At 73.5% G+C, this 21739-nt stretch carries 24 protein-coding genes; 20 read left to right on the top strand and 4 right to left on the bottom strand.

Translation table 11 applies throughout. The features are described 5' to 3' along the window. Positions 1-91 precede the first annotated feature (91 nt). The 10 genes from G7072_RS00890 (at position 92) to G7072_RS00935 (ending at position 8607) form a co-directional block, all read left to right on the top strand. The gene (locus tag G7072_RS00890; RefSeq protein ID WP_166083774.1) at positions 92-1069 is read left to right on the top strand and encodes a thiamine pyrophosphate-dependent dehydrogenase E1 component subunit alpha; all 978 of its coding nucleotides are present in this window, start codon (positions 92-94) and stop codon (positions 1067-1069) included. Between the two features lie 20 nt (positions 1070-1089). After that, positions 1090-2091, top strand: a complete 1002-nt coding sequence (locus G7072_RS00895; RefSeq protein ID WP_166083776.1) for an alpha-ketoacid dehydrogenase subunit beta — start codon at positions 1090-1092, stop codon at positions 2089-2091. Then, positions 2091-3449: a dihydrolipoamide acetyltransferase family protein gene (locus tag G7072_RS00900; protein WP_166083777.1), complete on the top strand. Its 1359-nt coding sequence runs from the start codon at positions 2091-2093 to the stop codon at positions 3447-3449. Before G7072_RS00895 ends, G7072_RS00900 begins: the two co-directional genes overlap by 1 nt. 160 nt (positions 3450-3609) lie before the next feature. Then, entirely contained in the window at positions 3610-4650 is a 1041-nt protein-coding gene (locus G7072_RS00905; RefSeq protein ID WP_166083778.1) for a sugar-binding domain-containing protein, read from the top strand. A gap of 1 nt (position 4651) precedes the next feature. After that, positions 4652-5092: a transcriptional regulator GutM gene (locus G7072_RS00910; protein WP_166083779.1), complete on the top strand. Its 441-nt coding sequence runs from the start codon at positions 4652-4654 to the stop codon at positions 5090-5092. A 153-nt stretch (positions 5093-5245) separates the two neighbouring features. Continuing rightward, positions 5246-5872 carry a PTS glucitol/sorbitol transporter subunit IIC gene (locus tag G7072_RS00915; RefSeq protein WP_166083780.1) on the top strand — a complete coding sequence of 209 codons (627 nt, stop codon included), beginning with the start codon at positions 5246-5248 and terminating at the stop codon, positions 5870-5872. After that, the gene (locus tag G7072_RS00920) at positions 5869-6450 is read left to right on the top strand and encodes a PTS glucitol/sorbitol transporter subunit IIB (protein ID WP_166083781.1); all 582 of its coding nucleotides are present in this window, start codon (positions 5869-5871) and stop codon (positions 6448-6450) included. The genes G7072_RS00915 and G7072_RS00920 overlap by 4 nt, the downstream gene beginning before the upstream one ends. Before the next feature lie 51 nt (positions 6451-6501). Next, positions 6502-6873 carry a PTS sorbitol transporter gene (locus tag G7072_RS00925; protein WP_166083782.1) on the top strand — a complete coding sequence of 124 codons (372 nt, stop codon included), beginning with the start codon at positions 6502-6504 and terminating at the stop codon, positions 6871-6873. Continuing rightward, on the top strand, positions 6870-7277 hold the full coding sequence (locus tag G7072_RS00930; protein ID WP_166083783.1) for a PTS glucitol/sorbitol transporter subunit IIA: 408 nt from the start codon (positions 6870-6872) through the stop codon (positions 7275-7277). The genes G7072_RS00925 and G7072_RS00930 overlap by 4 nt, the downstream gene beginning before the upstream one ends. 1 nt (position 7278) lies before the next feature. Next, positions 7279-8607 (top strand): oxidoreductase, encoded by a 1329-nt coding sequence (locus tag G7072_RS00935; RefSeq protein WP_166083784.1) that lies wholly within the window; start codon positions 7279-7281, stop codon positions 8605-8607. A gap of 142 nt (positions 8608-8749) precedes the next feature. On the opposite strand, the gene G7072_RS00940 is transcribed toward G7072_RS00935, so the two are convergent. Together G7072_RS00940 and mraY are read right to left on the bottom strand one after the other, a co-directional pair. After that, entirely contained in the window at positions 8750-10282 is a 1533-nt protein-coding gene (locus tag G7072_RS00940) for an HNH endonuclease signature motif containing protein (protein ID WP_166083785.1), read from the bottom strand. Positions 10283-10361: 79 nt separating this feature from the next. Continuing rightward, positions 10362-11450: a phospho-N-acetylmuramoyl-pentapeptide-transferase gene (gene mraY, locus G7072_RS00945; protein WP_166083786.1), complete on the bottom strand. Its 1089-nt coding sequence runs from the start codon at positions 11448-11450 to the stop codon at positions 10362-10364. A 222-nt stretch (positions 11451-11672) separates the two neighbouring features. Between mraY and G7072_RS00950 the strand changes: the two genes are divergently transcribed. Genes G7072_RS00950 through G7072_RS00960 form a run of 3 tightly spaced genes read left to right on the top strand, consistent with a single transcriptional unit; the run spans position 11673 to position 13424 of the window. Next, the gene (locus G7072_RS00950) at positions 11673-12329 is read left to right on the top strand and encodes a calcium-binding protein (protein ID WP_166083787.1); all 657 of its coding nucleotides are present in this window, start codon (positions 11673-11675) and stop codon (positions 12327-12329) included. A gap of 58 nt (positions 12330-12387) precedes the next feature. Further along, positions 12388-13119 (top strand): 2-C-methyl-D-erythritol 4-phosphate cytidylyltransferase, encoded by a 732-nt coding sequence (locus G7072_RS00955; RefSeq protein ID WP_166083788.1) that lies wholly within the window; start codon positions 12388-12390, stop codon positions 13117-13119. Then, positions 13116-13424, top strand: a complete 309-nt coding sequence (locus G7072_RS00960) for a hypothetical protein (protein ID WP_166083789.1) — start codon at positions 13116-13118, stop codon at positions 13422-13424. The genes G7072_RS00955 and G7072_RS00960 overlap by 4 nt, the downstream gene beginning before the upstream one ends. 46 nt (positions 13425-13470) lie before the next feature. Here the strand turns inward: G7072_RS00960 and G7072_RS00965 are convergent, their stop codons facing one another. Next, entirely contained in the window at positions 13471-14163 is a 693-nt protein-coding gene (locus G7072_RS00965; protein ID WP_166083790.1) for a 2-C-methyl-D-erythritol 4-phosphate cytidylyltransferase, read from the bottom strand. Between the two features lie 119 nt (positions 14164-14282). On the opposite strand from G7072_RS00965, the gene G7072_RS00970 reads away from it, so the two are divergent. The 7 genes from G7072_RS00970 (at position 14283) to lysS (ending at position 21058) form a co-directional block, all read left to right on the top strand. After that, the gene (locus G7072_RS00970) at positions 14283-14771 is read left to right on the top strand and encodes a PH domain-containing protein (RefSeq protein ID WP_206063237.1); all 489 of its coding nucleotides are present in this window, start codon (positions 14283-14285) and stop codon (positions 14769-14771) included. Then, entirely contained in the window at positions 14768-16366 is a 1599-nt protein-coding gene (locus tag G7072_RS00975; protein ID WP_166083792.1) for a PH domain-containing protein, read from the top strand. Before G7072_RS00970 ends, G7072_RS00975 begins: the two co-directional genes overlap by 4 nt. 115 nt (positions 16367-16481) lie before the next feature. Further along, positions 16482-17384, top strand: a complete 903-nt coding sequence (locus tag G7072_RS00980) for a DUF2520 domain-containing protein (protein WP_166083793.1) — start codon at positions 16482-16484, stop codon at positions 17382-17384. Then, positions 17381-18256: a pantoate--beta-alanine ligase gene (gene panC / locus G7072_RS00985; protein WP_166083794.1), complete on the top strand. Its 876-nt coding sequence runs from the start codon at positions 17381-17383 to the stop codon at positions 18254-18256. Before G7072_RS00980 ends, panC begins: the two co-directional genes overlap by 4 nt. Before the next feature lie 10 nt (positions 18257-18266). Then, positions 18267-18707 carry an aspartate 1-decarboxylase gene (gene panD, locus G7072_RS00990; protein WP_166083795.1) on the top strand — a complete coding sequence of 147 codons (441 nt, stop codon included), beginning with the start codon at positions 18267-18269 and terminating at the stop codon, positions 18705-18707. Between the two features lie 10 nt (positions 18708-18717). Further along, entirely contained in the window at positions 18718-19488 is a 771-nt protein-coding gene (locus tag G7072_RS00995) for a type III pantothenate kinase (RefSeq protein WP_166083796.1), read from the top strand. Positions 19489-19558: 70 nt separating this feature from the next. Then, complete coding sequence (gene lysS, locus G7072_RS01000) at positions 19559-21058, top strand: lysine--tRNA ligase (RefSeq protein ID WP_166083797.1); 1500 nt, start codon at positions 19559-19561, stop codon at positions 21056-21058. Positions 21059-21151: 93 nt separating this feature from the next. Here the strand turns inward: lysS and dps are convergent, their stop codons facing one another. After that, the gene (gene dps, locus G7072_RS01005; protein ID WP_166083798.1) at positions 21152-21697 is read right to left on the bottom strand and encodes a DNA starvation/stationary phase protection protein Dps; all 546 of its coding nucleotides are present in this window, start codon (positions 21695-21697) and stop codon (positions 21152-21154) included. Between the last annotated feature and the right edge of the window lie 42 nt (positions 21698-21739).

The raw sequence follows: 21739 nt of genomic DNA on the forward strand, positions 1-21739 counted from the left end.
TCCGCCTCTTGCCCCGGGTGACCCCGGTCACTTATGTTCGTGCACATCGGTTCATGCGTGACGCACATATGTGCACAACCCAGGAGTACGGATGCCCCTCTCGCCCCTTCTCGACGTCGACCGTGGCCGCGCCGCGCTGCGCACCATGTGGCAGATCCGCCGCTTCGAGGAGGCCGTCGACGACCTCTTCGCCCGCGGGCTCATGCACGGCACGATGCACCTCTCGATCGGCCAGGAGGCCTCGGCCACCGGCGTCTGCCTGGCGCTGACCGACGGTGACGCCATCACCTCGACCCACCGCGGTCACGGGCACTGCATCGCGCAGGGCGCCGACCTGGTGCGGATGATGGCCGAGCTGCTCGCCAAGGAGACCGGCTACTGCCGTGGCCGCGGCGGCTCGATGCACATCGCGGACGTCGCCACCGGCAACCTCGGCGCCAACGGCATCGTCGCCGGTGGCATCCCGATCGCGGCGGGCGCAGCGCTGGCCTACCAGATGCGCGGCGAGGACCACGTCGTCGCGTGCTTCTTCGGCGACGGTGCGGCCAACGAGGGCGCCTTCCACGAGGCGGTCAACCTGGCGGCGATCTGGAAGCTCCCCGTGGTCTTCGTGTGCGAGAACAACAAGTACGGCATGTCCTTCTCCACCGAGAAGTCGATGGCGATCGACACCGTGGCCGAGCGCGCCAAGGGCTACGGCATCCCCGGGGTCACCGTCGACGGCAACGACCTCGAGGCCGTCCACGAGGCCGCCTCGGACGCGGTCGCCCGGGCGCGCGCCGGCGAGGGCCCGACCCTGCTGGAGAACGTGACCTACCGCTGGAAGGGCCACAGCAAGTCGGACAAGAACCTCTACCGCACCAAGGAGGAGATCACCGAGTGGCGGGGCAAGGACCCCATCGTCCGCTTCGAGGAGCGTCTCCGCTCGGAGGGCGTGCTCACGCAGGAGGACGTCGACGCGGTGCGCGCCCAGGCGCTCGAGGACGTGCGCAACGCCGTCCGCGAGGCCAACTCCGCCCCCGACGCCGACCCGACCGACCTCCTCGACGCCGTCTTCGCGTCGGCCTGAGCCCGAGAGGACCAGCAGCCATGAGCAGCCCCACCAGCACCCGCACCATCACCTACTCCGAGGCCATCCGCGAGGGCATCGGCCAGGCCATGGAGGCCGACGACAGCGTCTTCATGCTCGGCGAGGACATCGGCGTCTACGGCGGCGCCTTCGGGGTCAGCGGTGACCTCTACCACCGCTTCGGCCCCGAGAGGATCCGGGACACCCCGATCTCCGAGCTCGGCATCGTCGGCGCCGCCGTCGGCGCCGCGCTGGCGGGCATGCGCCCCATCGTCGAGATCCAGTTCTCCGACTTCACCAACCAGGCGATGGACCAGATCGTCAACCAGGCGGCCAAGATCCACTTCATGCTCGGCGGCGCGGCGTCGGTGCCGATGGTGCTCCGGGCCCCGCTCGGCTCCGGCACCGGTGCCGCCGCCCAGCACTCGCAGAGCCTGGAAGCGTGGTTCGCCCACGTGCCGGGCCTCAAGGTGGTCATGCCGGCCACGGCCGAGGACGCCAAGGGCCTGCTGCTGTCGGCGATCGACGACCCGAACCCGGTCATCGTGCTCGAGCACAAGCTGCTCTACCGCACCTCCGGCCCGGTCCCCGAGGAGGCCGTGCGCATCCCCCTCGGCAAGACCGCGGTACGTCGTACCGGCGCGGACCTGTCGATCGTCGCCACCGGCGTGATGGTCTCCCGGGCGCTCGAGGCCGCCGAGACGCTGGCCGCCGAGGGCATCGAGGTGTCGGTCATCGACCCGCGCACGCTCTCACCGCTCGACGACGCCCCGATCCTCGCCGACGTCGCCCGCACGGGACGGGCCCTGCTCGTGCAGGAGGCGCCCGGCCACGTCGGCTTCATGGCCGAGATCGCGGCCCGGATCTCCGAGTCGCCGACCCTCTACCGGCTGCTGGCGCCGATCAAGCGGCTGAGCGGGCTCAACGCCCCCATCCCCTACGCCCCGCAGCTCGAGACGGCCTCCGTGCCGCAGGTCGACGACATCGTCGAGGCGGCCCTGACGATCATGAAGGAGTCCTGATGGCGCGCCTGGCGATCCGCATGCCCAAGATGTCCATGACCATGACCGAGGGCGAGGTGTCGCAGTGGTCGGCGAAGGTCGGCGACACCGTCACCGAGGGTGACGTGGTCTGCGAGGTGATGACCGACAAGGTCGACATGGAGGTCGAGTCCACGGTCTCGGGCGTGCTGGCCGAGATCGTCGTCGAGTCCGGCACGGTCGACGTCGGCGCCGTCATCGGCTGGGTCGAGGGCGAGGACACCGGGGGAGGGTTCGGCGACCTGCTGAGCGAGCCCGAGAAGGCTCCCGAGCCCGTCCCGCCCGCGCCGGCCGAGGACGACCTGCCGCAGGCCGGTGCCGCGCTGGCGAACGAGGCGCCCGGCGACGTGCTGCCCACCGAGGCACAGCCGCAGCAGCCGCAGGAGCCCGCCGACCTCGCATCGGCGGGGGAGGCCCGGGCGACCGAGCGGCAGGACGCCTCCGACGTGCGTCCCCCGGCGAGCAGCATCGTCGCCGCCGTCCCCCGCGCCCGCGGGCTCGCGACCGAGCGCGGCGTCGACCTGGCGCTGGTGACCGGCACCGGGCCCGAGGGCCTCGTCCGGGTCGGCGACGTGGAGGCCTACCTCGCGGCCTCCGCGCGCCCGGCCACCACCGAACCTGTCGCAGGCGCTGCGTCGTCCCCCGAGCCGGCGCCTGCGGCAGCCTCCACGGCCCCGGCGCGCACGGCGGAGCGGCCGGCGAAGGCGCCCACGGACCGCAAGGCGGCCGTGCGTGCGGTGGTGGCCCGCACGATGACGCCGAGTGCCGCGATCCCGCAGTTCACGGTGTGGCGCGAGATCGAGCTCGACGCCGCCGACACCCAGCGGCGCGGGGTCTCGTGGACCACCGTGCTGCTCCGGGCGTACGCCGCTGCGTTGCGTGACGTGCCCGACCTGCTGTGCCGCTGGGAGGACGGTCGGGCGACCGACGCCGGTCCGCCCGCGGTCGCGCTCGCCGTCGCCACCGACCGGGGCCTGCTGGTCCCGATCTTCCGGGAGCCGGACCGCACCGCGGCCCCGGAGCTCGACCAGGAGATCCGCGCCGTCGTCCGCTCGGCCCACACCGGCAAGCTGGACAAGGCCTACCTCGGGGTGGCCAACGGCTCGGTGTCCAACCTCGGGGGCCAGGGCGTCGACCGCTTCCAGGCGCTGCTGACGCCACCCCAGGCCAGCGTGCTGAGCCTCGGCAGCATCCGGCAGCGGCCCGTCGCGGTCCCGGGCGGGGTCGGCCTGGCCCTGACCGTCCAGGCCGGTCTGACGGTCGACCACCGGGTCGCCGACGGCGCGCACGCCGCCACGCTGCTCGCCCGCCTCGCCGAGCGCCTCGGCGCCGGCGGCTGACGGTCGCACGGGGCACGCGTCGCGTGCCCCGCGCGGCTCCGGCCCACGACCGGACCCAACTCCGGACCAAGTCGGGCCCTCCAGCCCCTTGACGTGACCCCGGTCACATCTCTATACCTGTACTGAACATACGTGACGACCCAGACGCACAGAGGTGACAATGCCCACGCCACGCGACCCCGCGACGCTGATGGCTGCTGCGCGCCTCTACTACCTCCAGGGCCGCTCCCAGGCCGAGGTGGCCACCGCCCTGGGCACCAGCCGGTCCAACGTCTCGCGGATGCTCAGCGAGGCGCTCAAGCAGGGCATCGTCGAGATCCGCATCCACGACCCCGCCGGTCGCGAGCACCAGCTCGAGGAGCGGATCCGCGAGGCCTTCGGCCTCCGCGAGGTCCGGGTGGCCCACGTCGGCAACGCCGCCGGCACCAGCCTCGAGGAGAAGGTCGGCACCCAGGCCGCGCGGCTGCTGATCGAGAACCTCACCGACGGCATGACGGTCGCCCTGTCGTGGGGCCACGCGCTGCAGTCGATGGTCTACGCCACCACCGCCCAGCACGAGCACTACCGGCTCAACCTGGTGCAGCTGGTCGGCGGACTGTCGTCGATCAGCAACGAGGTGAGCGGCCAGGAGCTCGTGCGCGAGCTCGCCGTCCGGCTGGGCGCGGAGTACCGCTTCCTCCACGCCCCGGCGGTGCTGGAGTCGGCGGTCTCCCGCGACGCCCTCATGGCCGAGTCCTCCATCAGCGCCGCCCTCGCCTCGGCCGGTGAGGCCGACATCGCCTTCGTCGGCATCGGCGCCCCGACCGCCGGCTCGAGCTCGGCCATCCTCGAGTCGCTCAAGCTCAGCGCCGACGAGGAGAAGGCCTTCTGGGCCGCGGGTCCGGTCGGCGACATCGCCGCCCGCTACTACGACGCCGAGGGCCGCCAGGTCCGCGGCGCCGTGAGCGACCGGGTGCTGGCGATCAGCCTCGACCAGCTCGCCCGCATCCCGCACGTGGTCGGCGTCGCCCAGGGCCGCGCGAAGTCGCGCGGGGTCCTCGGAGCGATCCGCGGCCACCACATCGACTCCCTGGTCTGCGACGAGGTCCTCGCCCGCAGCCTGCTCGCCGACGCCCGCGCCGACGCCGGCGACACCTCCGGCCCCGCCCCCGACCTCGCCACCGACCTCACCGCCGTCGTCCCCGACACGAAAGGTGCCTGACATGCACACCGCCGCCCTGGTCCTCCTCGGAGCCGTCGTCGCCGGCTGGATGCTCCAGCTCTACGTCTCCTACAAGCAGGCGACCGCCTTCAACGCCGACGTCCGCGCGCTGCGCTCGCAGGGCACCGTCACGGTCGGCTCGGGCGGGCGGCGCTACCGCGGCGGGCGGGCATTCGTCGCCCTGGCCGTCGACGAGCGCGGCGTCGTCGCGGACGCCCTCTGCCTCAGCGGCATGACCACCTTCGCCCGCGGCAAGGCCCTCCCGGGCGTGCTCGGCGTCAAGGTGAGCAAGCTGTGCGGCGACGCCGAGCTGCCCGGCCTGACCTCGGCCCAGCGCGAGGCGGCCCGCGAGGCCGCGACGCTGCTGAGCCAGGCCCGACGCGCGACCCCCACGAACCTCGGGAACACCGTTTCCGGAGCGCTCCAGCGCGCCGGAGGCTGAGCAGGACACCGCGCGCCGTCGTGGGGTCGTAGCCCACGAGGACGCGCGGCGCAGGAGATCGAGCGGGACCTTCTCGCTCAGCACCAACCGGGATGCCGGTCCAGCATCACAAGGAACTGGTCGTCACAGACGGCCGACTCGACAGGAGCAATCATGCCACTCGTCCACCTGGTCTCGGGCGCGGTCAGCGCCTCGGAGACCCCGACGGTCGAAGAGCCGACCGGCTTCTTCGGCGCCCTCGCCGACGGCGCCGACAAGTTCATCGGAGTGTTCAACGCCGGCGGTGAGACCTTCGTCGGTCTCGTCACCGGCATCATCCCGACGCTGATCGTGCTGCTGACCGGCGTCAACGCCCTCATCCGCATCATCGGTCCCGAGCGGATCGACAAGGTCGGCGAGATGGCGGCTCGGCCGGGGATCCAGTACTACCCCGTGCGCTACCTGCTGCTGCCGATCCTCTCGGTCTTCTTCCTCACCAACCCGATGGCCTACACCATGGGCCGCTTCCTGCCCGAGCGCTACAAGCCGGCGTTCTACGACTCCGCGGTCAGCTTCGTGCACCCGATCACCGGCCTGTTCCCGCACGCCAACGCCGGTGAGCTGTTCGTCTACCTCGGCATCGCGGCCGGCATCACCACCCTCGGCCTCAGCCAGGGCGACCTGGCCGTCCGCTTCCTGCTCGTCGGCCTCGTCGTGATCCTCATCCGCGGCATCGTCACCGAGCTCATCACCGCGCGCATGCTCTCGCGTCGCACGACCAACCAGGAGGTGGCGGCATGAGCGCCACGAACACCACCACGTCCGGCGGAGCCATGGGCGGCTTCAACAAGGTCCTCGTGACCGTCGGCAAGAGCGTCGGCGGCGTCGTCGGCACCCTCTACCAGGCCGGTCGCGACACGATCGACACCGTCATCCGCAACATTCTGCCCTTCATGGCGTTCATCGCCCTGCTGATCGGCATCATCACCGAGACCGGCATCGGCGACGCGCTCGCGCACCTCATCGAGCCGCTCGCCAGCAACCTGCTGGGCCTGCTCGCCATCAGCGTCTTCTGCGCGATCCCGGTGCTCTCGCCGGTGCTCGGCCCCGGAGCCGTCATCGCGCAGGTCGTCGGCGTGCTGCTCGGCACCCGGATCGGCGAGGGCGACATCCCGCCGCAGTACGCCCTCCCGGCGCTGTTCGCCATCAACCCGCAGGTCGGCTGCGACTTCATCCCCGTCGGTCTGGCGCTCGGAGAGGCCGAGACCGAGACGGTCGAGGTCGGCGTGCCGGCGGTGCTGATCTCGCGGCTGTTCACCGGTCCGCTGGCGGTGGTCATTGCCTACTTCGCCAGCTTCGGGCTCTACTCGAGCAGCTGACCCCTTCCGCACCCCACGTGAGCTCCGCGGAGCTCGGACAAGGAGCACGACATGAGCGAGTACAAGTCCGCCAAGGTGTCCGCCGGCCGGGGCGGGTGGGGCGGTCCGCTGACCATCACCCCCACCGCCGACCGTCCGCTGGTCGCCTCGATCACCGGCGGTGGCATCCACCCCGTCGCGCAGCGCATCGCCGACCTGACCGGCGGCGAGGTGATCGACGGCTTCTCGGGCAACGCGCCGTTCGACAAGCTCGCCGTGGCGGTCATCGACTGCGGTGGCACGGCCCGGGTCGGCGTCTACCCCATGAAGAAGGTCAAGACCGTCGACATCCACGCCACCTCGCCGGCGGGACCGCTGGCGCAGTTCATCACCGAGGACCTGTTCGTCTCCGGGGTCAAGCCCGAGGACGTGGCCGAGGCATGAGCAGCGTCGTCTACGAGTCCTCGGTGACCGCGGTCGGCTCGCAGGTCGAGCCGTTCCTGGGCCACCAGGTCATGATCCTGTTCGGCGCGGACTCCCCGCCCGAGCTCCACGACATCTCGGTGCTGCACCGCGCCGAGGTGGCCGAGGACGGGCCGCGGCCCGGGGACACGATCCACATCGGCGGTGCCGACCTCGAAGTCCTGGCCGTGGGGGACGTCGTGCGCGACAACCTCCTCAACCTCGGCCACCTCGACCTCAAGGCCGACGGCCGCACCGAGCCCAAGCTGCCCGGTGACGTGTGCGTCCCGAAGGGCGACCTGCCGCTGCCCGCGGCCGGCCAGCGCTTCGCGATCACGCGCCGCGGAGCCGCGGCTGCCGGTGCCGGCGTCGGGGGAGGTGCCTGAGATGGCCTACCGCGACAGGCTCCAGCAACGGCTGGAGGAGACCGGGCGCCCGCTGCGCGTCGGGCTGGTCGGGGCCGGGCAGATGGGCACCGGGCTCGCCGCCCAGCTGCTCCGGATGCCGGGCATCACGCTCTCGGCCGTCTTCGACGTCCAGCACGAGCGGGCCGTCGAGGCGCTGACCCAGGCCGGCGTCGACCCGCAGGACGCGGCCGACGCCGAGTCCGGGGCGGCGATCATCGAGGGCGGCGGCAGCGTCGCGCTCGGTGGGCTCGACCTGCTCGACCGGCTCCCGCTCGACGTGGTCGTGGAGGCCACGGGCGTGCCCGAGGTGGCGGTCCAGGTCGCCGTACGCGCGCTCGCCGGAGGCATCGACGTCGCCACCCTGACCGTCGAGGCCGACGTGACCGTCGGCCGCTACCTCGCCGAGCTCGCCCGCCAGTCGGGCGCGATCTACTCGGTGTGCCGCGGCGACGAGCCGGTGGAGACCAAGATCCTCGTCGACTACGCCCGAGACCTGAACTTCGAGGTCATCTGCGCCGGGAAGGGCAAGAACAACCCGCTCGACCCGCTGGCCAACCCCGACACGCTCGCCGAGCGTGCCGTGACCAAGCAGATGAACCCGAAGATGCTCACCAGCTTCGTCGACGGCAGCAAGGCCATGATCGAGATGGCCTCGCTGGCGAACACGACCGGGCTCGGCGTCTCGACGACGGGCATGCACGGCCCGCCGTCGACCGTGCCGACGCTGCACCAGACCTTCGCGCTGAAGGAGGACGGCGGCGTGCTCGACCGTCCGGGCGTGGTCGACTACTGCACCGGGCCGGTGGCGCCGGGCGTCTTCGTGGTCATCCGCACCGAGGACCCCTACGTCCACCACGAGATGTCCTACCTGCAGATGGGCGAGGGCCCCTACTTCGCCCTCTACCGGCCCTACCACCTGGCCAGCATCGAGGCGCCGCTCACGGTCTACGAGATGGTGCTCGACCGACGGGCCAGCCTCGTCACCGAGCACTGGAACGCCGAGGTGGGCGCCCAGGCCAAGCGTGACCTGAAGGTCGGCGACACCATCGACGGGATCGGCGGCTACACCGTGCGCGGTCTCATCGAGGACGCCGAGGAGTTCGCCGGGCAGGGCCACGTCCCGCTCGGTGTCCTCGCCGGTGCACGCCTCGTGCGCGACGTGCCGGTCGGCCAGACGCTGTCGTACGACGACGTCGAGCTGGTCGAGGACTCGCTGGTGGTCCGGATGCGGCGCATCCAGGAGCAGATGGACGCCGCCGACGCCGAGACGCCCAAGCTCGTCGACCTGCGGACCAGCCTGCCCGGCTGAGTCACCACCCCTCGGACCGGGGAGCCCACCGCCCGTCAGGGCGGAGGGCTCCCCGGTCTCGTGCGTGGGGCGTGGGGCCGTGGAGCCTGGTGCTCGAGAGCGTGGTGCTCGAGAGCGTGGGCGCCGTCGGGTGTGAGCGCGGTCAGGCCGCGTCGAGCGGGTGCTCGCCCGGTGGGCAGGTCCCGGGTCCGAGGCTGTCGGTGCCGGAGCGGTCGACGCGGTAGAGACGACCGAGGGGACTGGCCCAGATCAGGTCACCGGTGTCGGGTCGTCGGTGCACGCTCCAGCCGCCGTGGGTCTTCAGGCGGTGGTGGAACCGGCACAGCCGGCCGAGGTTCGGGGTGCTGGTCTGACCGGGTGGTCCGCCGTCGTCGGGCGAGACGTACGGATCTCGGTGGTCGAGGTCGTGGCGGCCGGCGTTGCCGCACCACGGGAAGGTGCAGGTGTCGTCGCGCTCGGTGACCTGACGACGGAGCCGCGCAGGGATCTCGTAGTCGTCGACGGCGATGTCGGTGGTCAGGTCGATCACCGGGGTGACCTGCAGCCTCGATCCGGGTGTCAGCCCGGCCAGCCAGCGCTCCAGCGTCCGCACGGTGCGGGCGCCGAGCCGCTGTCCGTTGCGATCGACCCGCACGAGGGGGGCCCCGCCGGCCGTGCTCCCGGCCGTGCCCTCGGCCGGGTTCAGGGCCGGGTCCAGGGCCGGGTGCTGGGCCCGGTCGAGGCCGAAGGCCGTCAGGGCGTCGGTGTGCAGGTGGACGTGGAGCGTGGGGACCTGTCGCCTCGGCGCAGTCCTCGCCGGCGGCGTGCCGTCACCTGCGTGCTCGGTGGCGGCGTCGAGGTCGAGTGCGTGCTGCGGGTCGGCCAGCACCCCGAGAGCCCGGGCCCGGCGTACGTCGCGGGTGTCGGTGTCCCCGAGCCGGCCCAGCGTGGTGGCGACCTGGTCGAGCGCGTGGTCGAGGGCGGCGGCGTCGGGGGTGTCCAGGCGGGCGTCGAGGGTGGAGGTGCCGTCGAGGGCGTCCTCGAGCCAGACACCGCGCTTCTCGGCTGCCTCGGCCTCTCGAGCGGCGGCGAGGTCGGGCTCGTGACGCAGGATCGCGGCGTCGACGGCCCGGGTGATCCGGGCCAGCGTGAGGCGTCCGGCGAAGGGTGCCAGCGACGCGTCGACGGCGGCGGCGGTGCCGTCGGCCAGCGGGATCGTGCGCTCGGCGACCTGCCGCGCCTTCCAGGCCGGAAGAGCGCCGGCCATGACCGCGGCCCAGCACCGCGGCAGGCGGTCGCGGAGCTCGACGGCCTGACCGACGTAGGCCCGCCCCGCCCTCTCCCCGAGACCGAGCGCGGTCGCGAGCTCGGCGACGGCGTACTCCTCGACCATGAACGCGCCCTGCCCGGCCAGCCGCAGCACACCCTCGACGCCGCGCCGGTCGGACTCGGCGGCCAGCTGCTCGGCGATGCTCATCGCGTCGAGGATCTCGGAGTCGACCGAGCCGAGACCGCCGACGCGGTGGAGGTCGGCCCAGTGGGCCACCCCCTCGAGCTCCTGCGCCGCCGCCAGGTCGACGGCCCGTCGTCGCCCGGTCACGAACGACAGCGTTGCGGAGGCGTCGAGCCCCAGCACCTCGACGCCCTCGACCGCGCCCCGGGTCGTGCCCGGTGCGGAGTCGACGGTCGATGTCATGGCCCGAACCTACGACGGACCTCCGACACAAACGCGTCTCGGAACGACCCGTTCGCCAACCCTGGTTGACGATCGGACGTCAGACCAGCCAGGAGGCGTAGAAGAGCCCCATCCCGGTGGCGACGCTGATCCCGGCGAGCAGCCAGAACCGCACGACGACGGTGACCTCCTGCCAGCCCAGGTGCTCGAAGTGGTGGTGGATGGGGGCGATGCGGAAGATGCGCCGACCGGTGCCGGTGAGACGTCGCGTGATCTTGAACCAGCTCATCTGCAGCAGCACCGACAGGGTCTCCAGGACGAAGAGCCCGGCGATGACCGCCATCAGCAGCTCGGTGCGCGACATGATCGCGAGCCCGGCCAGCACGCCCCCGATCGCGAGCGAGCCGACGTCGCCCATGATGATGCGCGCCGGCTTGGCGTTCCACCACAGGAAGCCGACGCAGGCCGCGCTGATGGCGGCGGCGAGCACCGCGAGGTCGAGCGGGTCGCGCACCTCGTAGCACTGCGAGGCCACCACCGTCGGCCGCGACGAGCCGCACCGCTGGTTGTTCTGCCAGACGTTCACGAGCATGTAGGCGCCGAACACCATCGCGGAGGTGCCGGCGAGCAGCCCGTCGGCGCCGTCGGTCAGGTTGGCGCCGTTGGAGGTGGCGGTGACGATGAACCAGATCACCAGCAGGACCACGACCAGCGGCAGCTTGATCCCCCAGTCGTGGGTGGTGGAGATGTACGACGGCGACGCGGGAGTGACGCCTCGCTCGTCGGCGAAGAAGCTGGTGGCGAGGACCCCGAAGCCGAGGGCGACCGCGGTCTGGCCGGCCATCTTGGCGCGACTGGTCAGGCCCTGGTTGTTCTGCGTGTAGACCTTGATGAAGTCGTCGGCGAACCCCACCGCCCCGCATCCGAGGAAGAGCAGCAGCGCGAGCCACGCGCTGGCGCTGGGGACGCTCCCGGTCAGCAGCGTGGCCAGCAGGTACGACGCGGTGGCGCTCGCGACGATCACGAGACCGCCCATGGTCGGCGTGCCCCGCTTCACGTGGTGGGTCGTCGGACCGTCGTCGCGGATCGGCTGGCCGAGACCGTGCCGGGCGAACCACCCGATCGCGATCCGGGTCCCGACCAGCGAGCACACCAGGGCCAGGCCACCGCTCAGCAGGATCGCCCGCACGTGGTCGCTCCTGTCGGTCGCCTCGGTCGTCTCAGTCGTCTCGGTCGTCGGCCGCCGCCCGCACGGGAACGGCCCGCCCCTGATTGTGCGGGGGGAGCGCGCCGAGACGGCCGAGGCTCACCGGGCACGCGCGGGTTCACAGCCCGGTGCAACCGAATCACCGGTGGAGGCGTCTGAGGGGCAGAGGTGGCCGCAGGGGCCACCGCGACCACGGAGGACCCGATGCCCCAGACCACGCCCCCGTTCCCGACCTCCACCGCGACGTGCGCTGCGCGCCGTACCGGGCGTCGGTCGGCCCCCGTGCGGGGACTCGTGCTCGGCGCCCTGACGCTCGCCCTGCCCCTCGCCCTGTCCGTCACGGAGGGCGCGTCCGCCGACGAGTTCACCTACCTCACCGGCACGCCGGGCGACGACCGGCTGCGCGGCACGGCGACGGCCGACGACATCCGCGGTCTGGCGGGCGACGACCGGCTCTGGGGGCTGGCGGGGGCTGACGTGCTCAGCGGCGGCCGCGGCGGCGACGAGCTCCGTGGCGGCGCCGGCGTCGACGGCCTGTACGGCGGCGCGGGCGGGGACTTCCTGCTCGGGGGTGACGGCGCCGACCTGGTGTCCGGCGGCGCGGGCAACGACTTCCTCAACGGCGGCAGGGGACCGGACCAGATCGACGGCGGGGACGGGCGCGACTCTGTCGAGGACGACGGGGGCCGTGACCGCGTCGTCCTCGGGGCCGGCGACGACGGCTACGTCGCCTGGCAGGTCGACGGCGACCGCGACGAGATCTGGTGCGGTCCCGGCGACGACTTCGTCGGCTACTGGGGCGACCCGGACCCGGCCGACACGCTGCACGGCTGTGAGCGGATCGCCGACATCGCCCACTGAACCGGCTCGCGAGCCGTCGACGTGACGAGGCGGCGGCGGGGCTGGCTAGGCTCAGCGGGTGAGGACGACCGGTGAGCGACGTGCGGCGCTCGTGCTGCTGGCCGCGGGGGACGGTCGCCGCTCGGGGCACCACACCAACAAGGTGCTCCTGCCGCTGGCCGGTCGCCGCGTCCTGACCTGGTCGATCCGCTGGGCCACGGTCCTGCCCGCGATCTCGCGGGTCGTCGTCGTGATCCGTGAGCAGGACCGCGCCGAGGTGGAGGCCGTCCTCGACCGCGAGGCCCCCGACGTCCGCGTCAGCCTTGTCGTCGGAGGGGCCACCCGCCACGGCTCGGAGTGGGAGGCGCTGCAGGAGCTGGCCCCGGAGATCGAGAGCGGCGAGCTCGACGTGGTGCTCATCCACGACGCGGCCCGCCCGCTCGCGGGCACCGACCTGTTCGCCCGCGTCGTCGCCACGGCGGCCGCCGAGGGCGGAGCCATCCCGGTGCGCGAGCACGGCAGCCTGGTCGGCCTCGACGGCAGCCCCGGTCCCTCCGACCGGGTCGTCGCCGTCCAGACCCCTCAGGGGTTCGCGGCGGACCGGGTGCTCGCGGCGTACCGGCAGGCCGCGGTCGACGGCTTCGTCGGCACCGACACCGCCAGCTGCGTGGAGCGCTACACCGACGTCCCGGTCTGCGGGGTCGACGGCGACGTCGGCAACATCAAGATCACCTTCCCCGAGGACCTCTTCCTCGCCGAGCGGCTGCTGGCCAAGGCCGACTGGGACCTCTCCCGAGGAGCGGCGTCATGACCGCCGAGCACGCCGACCTCTGGTGCGAGACCTGCGACCAGGTCACCGAGCACGAGCTGCACTACGCCGGCCGGCTGCTGGAGTCGGTCCGCTGCCAGCGCTGCGGCCACCACGTGGAGATGTCGGCCCGTGCGCTCATCCCGGCGTACGCGATGGACCTCGAGCACCGCGTCGTCAGCAAGCCCCGCCGGCTCTGGCTGCGGGCCAGCCGCGACTGGCGCGGGTTCCTCAAGGGGCTGCCGCGCGCGACGGCCCGCCAGCCGCTGAAGTTCGCCCGCGAGTTCCGCGAGCTCTTCCGCCGCTGAGACCGCGGCCGTCGAGACCGAGCCCGGAGCCCGGGGCCGCTGGGGCTCAGCCGCTGCGGGTGCGGCGGCGGACCTCGTCGAGGCACTGGAGCAGGTGCAGCGAGGCCAGGTCGTCGACCCGGCGCGCCAGGGACGGCGCGCGCAGCATGCGGACCGGCCCGTGGCGGTGCACCCACGCCGCCAGCGCGGTCTCGCTGCCGAGGGGGAGGAGGTCGTCGTCCCCGGCCCGCGCCAGCGCGCCCGCTGCGACGAGCACGGGGGAGGCGACGGTCGCGAGGGTCTCGCGGTCGACGGTGCCGGTGATGCGGCTGCCGGCCATGTTCTTGACCGTGTCGGTGACGGGTCGGTAGGCGACCACGGAGGCGTCGCGGTCGTCGGCGCCCGCGGCCAGGACCTCGGCGAGGAAGTCGCGCCCCACCAGCGGGCACAGCGGGTCGTGGACCAGGACCGGTCCGTGGTCGGCGGCGCTCGCGCGGGTCTGCCGGTGCCACTCGGTCGGGGTCAGGACCTGGGCCGAGCGGTGGCCGGCCACCGCCTTCGCCGTACGCCGCACGTCGGCCGGGTCGGCGACCACGTCCAGGCGGCCGGGCAGCAGCTCCTCGAGCACCGCCAGCGCGTGCTGCAGCAGCGGCCGCCGGTGGAGGGTGGCGAAGGCGAGCTCGCCGCGACCGACGACGGTGAGGACAGCGCGCACCGCGCGCACGCGGTCGCCCGCCGGCTCACGGGCGTCGGCGACCATGGGTCTCCCTCGGCTCGAGGGGACGGCTCGGGTCGGGGCGCACCGCCGAAGTCTCCCACGCGCCCCGAGGCGTCCGAGGAGGGACCGGCGCCGCCGGGCCGCGGCCTATGCTCGCCGGTGTGGAGGACCTGTTCGCACCCCCGGACGCCACCTGGCAGCGCGTGTCGCCCCGGCTGGCCACGGCCCGCCGGCTCTCGGCGCTGCTCACCCTGCTGGTGCTGAGCGGTGTGGCGGTGGCGGCGCTGGTGGTGTTCAACCTCGACGGCTGGGCCGTGGTCGTCGCGGTCGTGGCCCTCGCGCTCGGCGCCTGGCAGTGGTGGTTCATCGGCCGGGTCGTGCGGCGCTGGGGCTATGCCGAGCAGGCCGAGGAGCTCTACATCACCCGCGGGGCGCTCGTGCGCGTGCTCGTCGCGGTGCCCTACGGCCGCATGCAGTACGTCGACGTCAACGCCGGCCCGCTCGACCGGGCCCTCGGCATCGCGACCGTCACCCTGCACACCGCCAGCCCCGGCACCACGGCCGTCATCCCCGGGCTGCCGGCCCTCGAGGCCGCCCGGCTGCGGGACCGGCTCACCGAGCTCGGTGAGGCCCGGGCGGCTGGGCTGTGAGCGAGCCCGACGCGGGTCGGGCCCCGACCCCGGAGTCCGCCCCCGCTCCGCTGCCCCCGCAGGAGCCGTCCCCGCAGGAGCTGTCCACGCAGGAGTCGGCCCCGCAGGAGTCGGCCCCGCTCGCGCCCCCGGCGACCGGGGCACGCCGGCTGTCGCCGCTCACCCCGCTGGTGCGCGCGCCGATCGTGCTGCTGGCGGTGCTGGGCGGCTCCTGGCAGTCGCTGCTCTCCGGCGGGATCGGCCCGGGCGCCCTGGCCGTCGTGGCGCTGGTGCTGGCCGGCGGCGCGTACGGCGTCGCGTCCTGGCTGCGCACGACGTACTGGATCCACGACGACGAGCTGCGCATCGACACCGGGGTGGTCAGCCGCCAGTCCCGGCGGATCCGCATCGACCGCCTCCAGGGCATCGACATCGTGCAGCCCCTGGTGGCCCGCCTCGTCGGGCTGGCCGAGCTGCGCTTCGACACCGCCTCGGGGTCCGGGCGCGAGGGCACGCTGGCCTTCCTGCCCCACCGCGAGGCGGTGGCGCTGCGGGCCCAGCTGCTGCGCCGGCGCGACGTGTCGCGCGGCGCCCCGGCCGGAAACCCCGGTCTGGGCGTGCCGGGCGCCGGGGTCACGACCACGCCCGAGCCCTGGCCCGGACCGCCGTTCCGGCTGCCCGAGGACCTCCCGCGGCCGGCCCCGACGGCCGCCTCCCCGGGCACCGGGCCCGCGGGCGCCGACCCCGCGGAGTGGCCGATCACGAGGCAGCCGGACCGCGAGCTCGCGCGGCTCGACCTCGGCCTGCTGGTCGCCTCGACGCTGCTCTCGCCCACCGCCGTGCTCTTCGTGCTCGGCGGGGGTGCGCTGCTCGCCGGGTCCCTCCTCACCGGCGCGCCCCTCTTCGCCGGGGGCGTGGTCCCGGCCCTGATCGGCACCGGCATCGCGCTGTTCCGCCAGTTCAGCGCCGCCTACGGCTTCGTCGTCTCGGAGTCCGAGGAGGGGGTGGCGGTCCGTCGGGGGCTGACCAACCTGACCTCCCAGACCGTGCCCCTGCCGCGGGTGCAGGGGGTCGTGGTCAGCGAGCCGGTGATGTGGCGGCGCTTCGGCTGGGCGCGGCTCGAGGTCTCGGTGGCCGGAGCCGCGGGCGCGGACGACGCGACCTTCTCCTCCTCGACGCTGCTGCCGGTCGGTCCGCGCGAGCAGGTGCTCTGGCTGGCCCGGCACGTGCTGGAGGGCGAGGACCTCACCACGGTCCCGCTCGTGCCCGTGCAGCGCCGCGCCCGCTGGGCCGCTCCGTTGTGGTGGCGGACGCTGGCCTTCGGCCAGGACGCGAGGTACGCCGTGAGCCGGCGCGGCTGGTTCACGCGCCGCTTCGACGTCGTCCCCCAGGGCAAGGTGCAGTCCGTGCGCGTGACGCAGGGGCCGTGGCAGCGGCGTCTCGGTCTGGCCACGCTGCACGTCGACAGCCCGCTCGGACGCGTCGCCGTACGAGCCGACGAGCGGGACGCGGCCGAGGCCCGCGCGCTGGCCGCGACGCTGGTCGAGCGGGGCCGCGCCGCCCGCCACGCGCCGGGGCGGGACCGTCCGGACGAGGCGACGACCGCGCCGCTGTGACGGAGCCCACCCGCCCGTTTCGGTGACGACCCGACCCGGGCCGACCTACCCTGGAGGGGTCAGCAAACCGTCCGGTACCCGCTCGCGGGACTGGAACGAAAGGCGATGACTGCCCATGAACGCGACGTCCGTGCAGGGACTCCGGATCGGCGTCGTCGGCGCCGGCCGCGTCGGTGCCGTCCTCGCTGCCGCCCTCCGCGCTGCCGGTCACGAGGTGACCGGGGCCGCCGGTGACTCCGACGCCTCCCGAGGCCGCATCACGAACCTGCTCCCGGGGGTGCCGCGGCGCAAGCCGACCGCCGTCAGCCGCGACTGCGACCTGCTGCTGCTGACCGTGCCCGACGACATGCTCGGCAACGTCGTCAGCATGCTGGCGGCCTCCGGCGCCATCCGCGAGGGCCAGCTCGTCGCCCACACCTCCGGCCGCCACGGGCTCGCCGTGCTGGAGCCGGCCCGGGCCCTCGGCGCCCGGGTGCTCGCCCTGCACCCGGCCATGACCTTCACCGGCACCGAGCTCGACCTGCCGCGCCTGCCCGGTTGCTCCTACGGCGTCACCGCCGTCGACCCCGACGCCGTCCCGACCGCCCGCCGCCTGGTCGCCGACCTCGAGGGCACGCTGGTGTGGGTGCCGGAGGAGAAGCGGGCGCTCTACCACGCCGGCCTCGCCCACGGCGCGAACCACCTGGTCACGCTGGTCTCCCAGGCGCTCGCGCTGGTGCGGGAGTCCGGTGCGTCGGACCCGGCGGCCACGCTCCGCCCGCTGCTGACCGCCGCGCTGGAGAACGCCCTGACGATGGGTGACGACGCGCTGACCGGCCCGATCGTGCGCGGCGACGTCGAGACCGTCCGCGCCCACCTGGAGAGCATCACCGCCACCCGGCCCGGCACGCTGCCGTCGTACGTCGCCCTGGCGCGCGCGACCGCGAACACCGCCGTCCTCGACGGCCGGCTGCTGCCGATCCGGGCCGCCAAGCTCATCGGCATCCTCAACGACTCCCTGGAGAAGGTCGCGGCGTGACCGCCTCCCCGTCCGGGGGTCCGCTCGTGGTCCGCACCCGCGCGGAGCTGGCCGAGGCGCTGTTGGCCGCCTCGTCGGCGGTCGCCCTCGTGCCGACCATGGGCGCGCTGCACGAGGGCCACGCGTCGCTGCTCGACCACGCCCGCGGCGTGGTGGGGCCCGAGGGGCGGCTGGTGGCGTCGATCTTCGTCAACCCGATGCAGTTCGGCGCGGGGGAGGACCTCGACCGCTACCCGCGCACCCTCGACAGCGACCTCGAGCGCTGCGCCGCCCACGGGGTGGACGTCGCGTTCGTCCCGACGGTCGACGAGGTCTACCCCGGCGGCGAGCCCGAGGTGAGCGTCGAGCCGGGGCCGCGGGCGCTGCTGCTCGAGGGCGCCTCCCGCCCGGGCCACTTCCGCGGGGTGCTGACCGTGGTCGCCAAGCTCTTCGGCCTGGTCCGCCCCGACGTGGCCGTGTTCGGCGAGAAGGACTACCAGCAGCTCGTGCTCATCCGCCGGATGACCCGCGACCTGTGTCTCGGCATCGAGGTCCAGGGCGCCCCGACCGTCCGCGACCCCGACGGGCTGGCGCTGTCGAGCCGCAACCGCTTCCTCTCGGCGCCCGAGCGGGCCCGGGCGCTGGCCCTGTCCGGTGCCCTCGCCGCCGGCCGGGACGCCGGGGCGCACGGCGGCGCGGCCACCCTGGACGCGGCCCGCGCGGTCCTGGCCGCCGGCGGCGTGGAGCCCGACTACCTCGCGCTGACCGGCCCCGACCTCGAGGAGGCGCCGTCCGCCGGCGACGCCCGGCTGCTCGTGGCAGCCCGGGTCGGCGCCACCCGTCTCATCGACAACACCGCGGTGCGCCTCGGCACGCCCCGCGCCCCGGACTGAGGAGCCGACCGTGCTGCGCACCATGATGACCAGCAAGATCCACCGGGCCACCGTGACCCAGGCCGACCTGCACTACGTCGGCTCGGTGACCGTCGACGAGGACCTCCTCGACGCCGCCGACCTGCTTCCCGGCGAGCAGGTGCACGTCGTCGACATCACCAACGGCGCCCGGCTGGAGACCTACACGATCGCCGGCCCGCGTGGCTCCGGCGTCATCGGCATCAACGGCGCCGCCGCCCACCTCGTCCACCCCGGCGACCTGGTCATCCTCATCGCCTACGGCCAGATGAGCACCGCCGAGGCCCGTGCGTTCACCCCGCGGGTGGTCCACGTCGACGCCCGCAACCGGGTGGTCGACCTCGGCACCGACCCGGCCGCCGTACCCCCGGTCGTGGAGGTGACCGGGACCGACCTCGTCCGCGGCGACCTCGTCGCCGGCCGGGCCGGGTAGCGTCGTTCCCGTGCTGCTCTGCGCCGACATCGGCAACAGCCACACCACGGTGGGGCTGCTGGACGACGGCGCCGTGCGGCACCACTGGCGCGTCAGCTCCGACGGACGACGTACGGCGGACGAGTGGCGCGTCCTGCTGACCCAGCTGCTCGCCGACGCCCCCGAGGCGACCGTCCACGGCTTCTCGGTCTGCTCGACGGTGCCGGCGGTGCTGCACGAGTGGCGCGACATGATGGCCACCGGCTACTCCCACGTGCCGCACGTCGTGGTGGAGGCCGGGGTGAAGACCGGGGTGCCGGTGCTGACCGACAACCCCCGCGAGGTCGGCTCCGACCGGGTCGTCAACGCCCTGGCGGCGGCCCACCTCTACGACGGCGCCGCCATCGTCGTGGACTTCGGCACCGCCACGACGTTCGACGTCGTCACCGCCCGCGGCGAGTACGTCGGCGGGGCCATCTCGCCCGGCATCGACATCTCCCTCGACGCGCTCGGGGCGCGCGGCGCGCAGCTGCGCAAGGTCGAGCTGCTGAGGCCGCGCTCGGTCATCGCCAAGAACACCGTCGAGGCGCTGCAGAGCGGGGTGCTCTACGGCTTCGCCTCGCAGGTCGACGGCATGGTCGCCCGGATGACCGCCGAGCTCGGGCTGACACCGGACCAGGTCACGGTCGTGGCCACGGGCGGCGTCGCCCCTCTCGTGGTCCACGAGTGCCGCAGCGTCACCGACCACCAGCCCTGGCTCACGCTGCTCGGCCTGGAGCTGGTGTTCTCCCGCAACGCCTGAGCCCGTCGGCCGCGATCCGGCCCCCGGCCCGGGTTCGGGGGCACGGTGCGCGCGGCCCTAGGCTTCGACCATGACCGAGACGACCCCTGCCGCCGACGACGTACCCGAGCAGATCCGGGTCCGCCAGGAGAAGCGGCAGCGGATCCTCGACGCCGGGGGAGCGGCGTACCCGGTCGAGGTGCCGATCACCCACACGCTGGCGGGCGTGCGCGCGGTCTACGACCCGCAGGAGCTCGAGCCCGACACCCACACCGGTGACGTGGTCTCGGTCGTCGGCCGCGTCATCCACGTCCGCAACACCGGCAAGCTCTGCTTCGCCCGGCTCCGGCAGGGCGAGGGCACCGAGCTGCAGGCCATGCTCTCGATCGCGGACGTGGGCGAGGAGGCGCTGGCCGACTGGAAGGCGCTCGTCGACATCGGCGACTTCGTGGGCGTCACCGGCGAGGTGATCACGAGCCGCCGCGGCGAGCTGTCGGTGCAGGCGAGCTCGTGGACGATGGCGGCCAAGACCCTGCGACCCCTGCCGAACGAGCACCGCCCGCTGTCGGACGAGGCGCGGGTGCGGCTGCGGTACGTCGACATGGTCGTCAACCCGGCCTCGCGCGAGATGGTCCGCACCAAGGCGACCGTGCTCAAGTCGCTGCGACGCACCCTCGACGAGCGCGACTTCCTCGAGGTCGAGACCCCGATCCTCCAGCTCACCAACGGCGGCGCCGCGGCGCGGCCGTTCCGCACGCACCTCAACGCGTTCGACCAGCCGATGCTGCTGCGCATCGCCCTCGAGCTCGACCTCAAGAAGGCGATGATCGGCGGCGTCGACCGCGTCTACGAGATCGGGCGGACCTTCCGCAACGAGGGGCTCGACTCCACCCACGCCGCAGAGTTCTCGATGCTGGAGGCCTACGAGGCGTACGGCGACATCGAGTCGATGAAGGAGCTCGTCCGGGCCCTCGTGGTCGACGCCGCCCGCGCCGTGGGCCGCACCGTCGTGACGGGCCGCAACGGTGAGGTGATCGACCTCGAGCAGCCGTGGCGCTCGGCCGGCCTCTTCGAGCTGATCAGCGAGGCGGCGGGGGTCACGGTCGACGTCGCGACCTCCGTCGAGGACCTGAAGGCGCTGGCCGCCCGGCACGACGTCGACCTGCAGCCGTCCTGGGGGGCCGGCGAGATCGCCCTCGAGCTCTACGAGCAACTCGTCGAGGACACGCTGGTCCAGCCCACGTTCGTCGAGGACTACCCCGAGTCGGTCCGGCCGCTGGCCAAGCCGCACCGGTCGGTGCCCGGCCTCGTGGAGGCCTTCGACCTCATCATCAACGGCGTCGAGCTGGCGCCGGCCTACACCGAGCTGAACGACCCGGTGATCCAGCGCGAGCGCCTGGTGGAGCAGTCCCTGCAGGCCGCCGGAGGAAATCCCGAGGCGATGGACCTCGACGAATCCTTCCTGCGCGCGATGGAGCACGGAATGCCGCCCGCGGGGGGCATGGGAATGGGCGTCGACCGCCTGGTCATGCTCCTCACGGGCGCCGGGATCCGCGAGACCATCCTTTTCCCGCTGCTGCGTCCCGAATAGGCGCGGGAATCGGTCCAGACCGCGGCCTGGACGACGACGGCGGCGCGACCCCGGTCAGGGGCCACGCCGCCGTGGTGTCGCGAGCGGGGACGATCAGAGGTCGCGGGCCTCGTCGGCCGCGGCCTTCTCGCTGCTGGCGCCCTCGTGGACGAGGTGGCCGCCGGTGTCCTCGAGGTGCGCGCGGATGAACCACTGGAACTTCTCCAGCTCGGCGGTCTGGCCGATCAGCATGTCCTCCGACACCGGGTCGATGTCGCCGGCCAGGTCGATGGCCTTGCGCAGGCTCCCCACGACGCCCGTGTAGACCAGGTCGAGCGCGGCCAGGTGGGCCGGCACGGTGTCGCGGTCGAGACCGTAGTCGTCCCACGTGCGGTCCTTGACGATCGCGCCGACGGTGCCCAGCGGGGCGCCGCCCATGGCCGCGATGCGCTCGGCGACCTCGTCGGCGTAGCCGCGCACGAGGTCGATCTGCGGGTCCAGCATCTCGTGGACGCCGATGAAGTTGGGGCCCACGACGTTCCAGTGCACGTGCTTGAGGGTCAGGTGCAGGTCGTTGTAGGCGCTGAGGCGCTCCTGGAGCGCGGAGATGACGCGAGTGGAGTCCTCGTCGGACAGCCCGGGAATCGTGTAGGTAGTCATGTGCGGAAAATGCTCAGTCTGGAGCGGCTCCAAACATGGTGC

Origin of the sequence: Nocardioides sp. HDW12B (genome assembly GCF_011299595.1) — a bacterium.
Taxonomy (GTDB): domain Bacteria; phylum Actinomycetota; class Actinomycetes; order Propionibacteriales; family Nocardioidaceae; genus Marmoricola_A.

Excerpts from the sequence above, each read along its gene's own strand:
- G7072_RS00890 (WP_166083774.1), top strand. The coding sequence starts at position 92 with ATGCCCCTCTCGCCCCTTCTCGACGTCGACCGTGGCCGCGCCGCGCTG.
- G7072_RS00895 (WP_166083776.1), top strand. The coding sequence starts at position 1,090 with ATGAGCAGCCCCACCAGCACCCGCACCATCACCTACTCCGAGGCCATC.
- G7072_RS00900 (WP_166083777.1), top strand. The coding sequence starts at position 2,091 with ATGGCGCGCCTGGCGATCCGCATGCCCAAGATGTCCATGACCATGACC.
- G7072_RS00905 (WP_166083778.1), top strand. The coding sequence starts at position 3,610 with ATGCCCACGCCACGCGACCCCGCGACGCTGATGGCTGCTGCGCGCCTC.
- G7072_RS00910 (WP_166083779.1), top strand. The coding sequence starts at position 4,652 with ATGCACACCGCCGCCCTGGTCCTCCTCGGAGCCGTCGTCGCCGGCTGG.
- G7072_RS00915 (WP_166083780.1), top strand. The coding sequence starts at position 5,246 with ATGCCACTCGTCCACCTGGTCTCGGGCGCGGTCAGCGCCTCGGAGACC.
- G7072_RS00920 (WP_166083781.1), top strand. The coding sequence starts at position 5,869 with ATGAGCGCCACGAACACCACCACGTCCGGCGGAGCCATGGGCGGCTTC.
- G7072_RS00925 (WP_166083782.1), top strand. The coding sequence starts at position 6,502 with ATGAGCGAGTACAAGTCCGCCAAGGTGTCCGCCGGCCGGGGCGGGTGG.
- G7072_RS00930 (WP_166083783.1), top strand. The coding sequence starts at position 6,870 with ATGAGCAGCGTCGTCTACGAGTCCTCGGTGACCGCGGTCGGCTCGCAG.
- G7072_RS00935 (WP_166083784.1), top strand. The coding sequence starts at position 7,279 with ATGGCCTACCGCGACAGGCTCCAGCAACGGCTGGAGGAGACCGGGCGC.
- G7072_RS00940 (WP_166083785.1), bottom strand. The coding sequence starts at position 10,282 with ATGACATCGACCGTCGACTCCGCACCGGGCACGACCCGGGGCGCGGTC.
- G7072_RS00950 (WP_166083787.1), top strand. The coding sequence starts at position 11,673 with ATGCCCCAGACCACGCCCCCGTTCCCGACCTCCACCGCGACGTGCGCT.
- G7072_RS00960 (WP_166083789.1), top strand. The coding sequence starts at position 13,116 with ATGACCGCCGAGCACGCCGACCTCTGGTGCGAGACCTGCGACCAGGTC.
- G7072_RS00965 (WP_166083790.1), bottom strand. The coding sequence starts at position 14,163 with ATGGTCGCCGACGCCCGTGAGCCGGCGGGCGACCGCGTGCGCGCGGTG.
- G7072_RS00980 (WP_166083793.1), top strand. The coding sequence starts at position 16,482 with ATGAACGCGACGTCCGTGCAGGGACTCCGGATCGGCGTCGTCGGCGCC.
- lysS (WP_166083797.1), top strand. The coding sequence starts at position 19,559 with ATGACCGAGACGACCCCTGCCGCCGACGACGTACCCGAGCAGATCCGG.
- dps (WP_166083798.1), bottom strand. The coding sequence starts at position 21,697 with ATGACTACCTACACGATTCCCGGGCTGTCCGACGAGGACTCCACTCGC.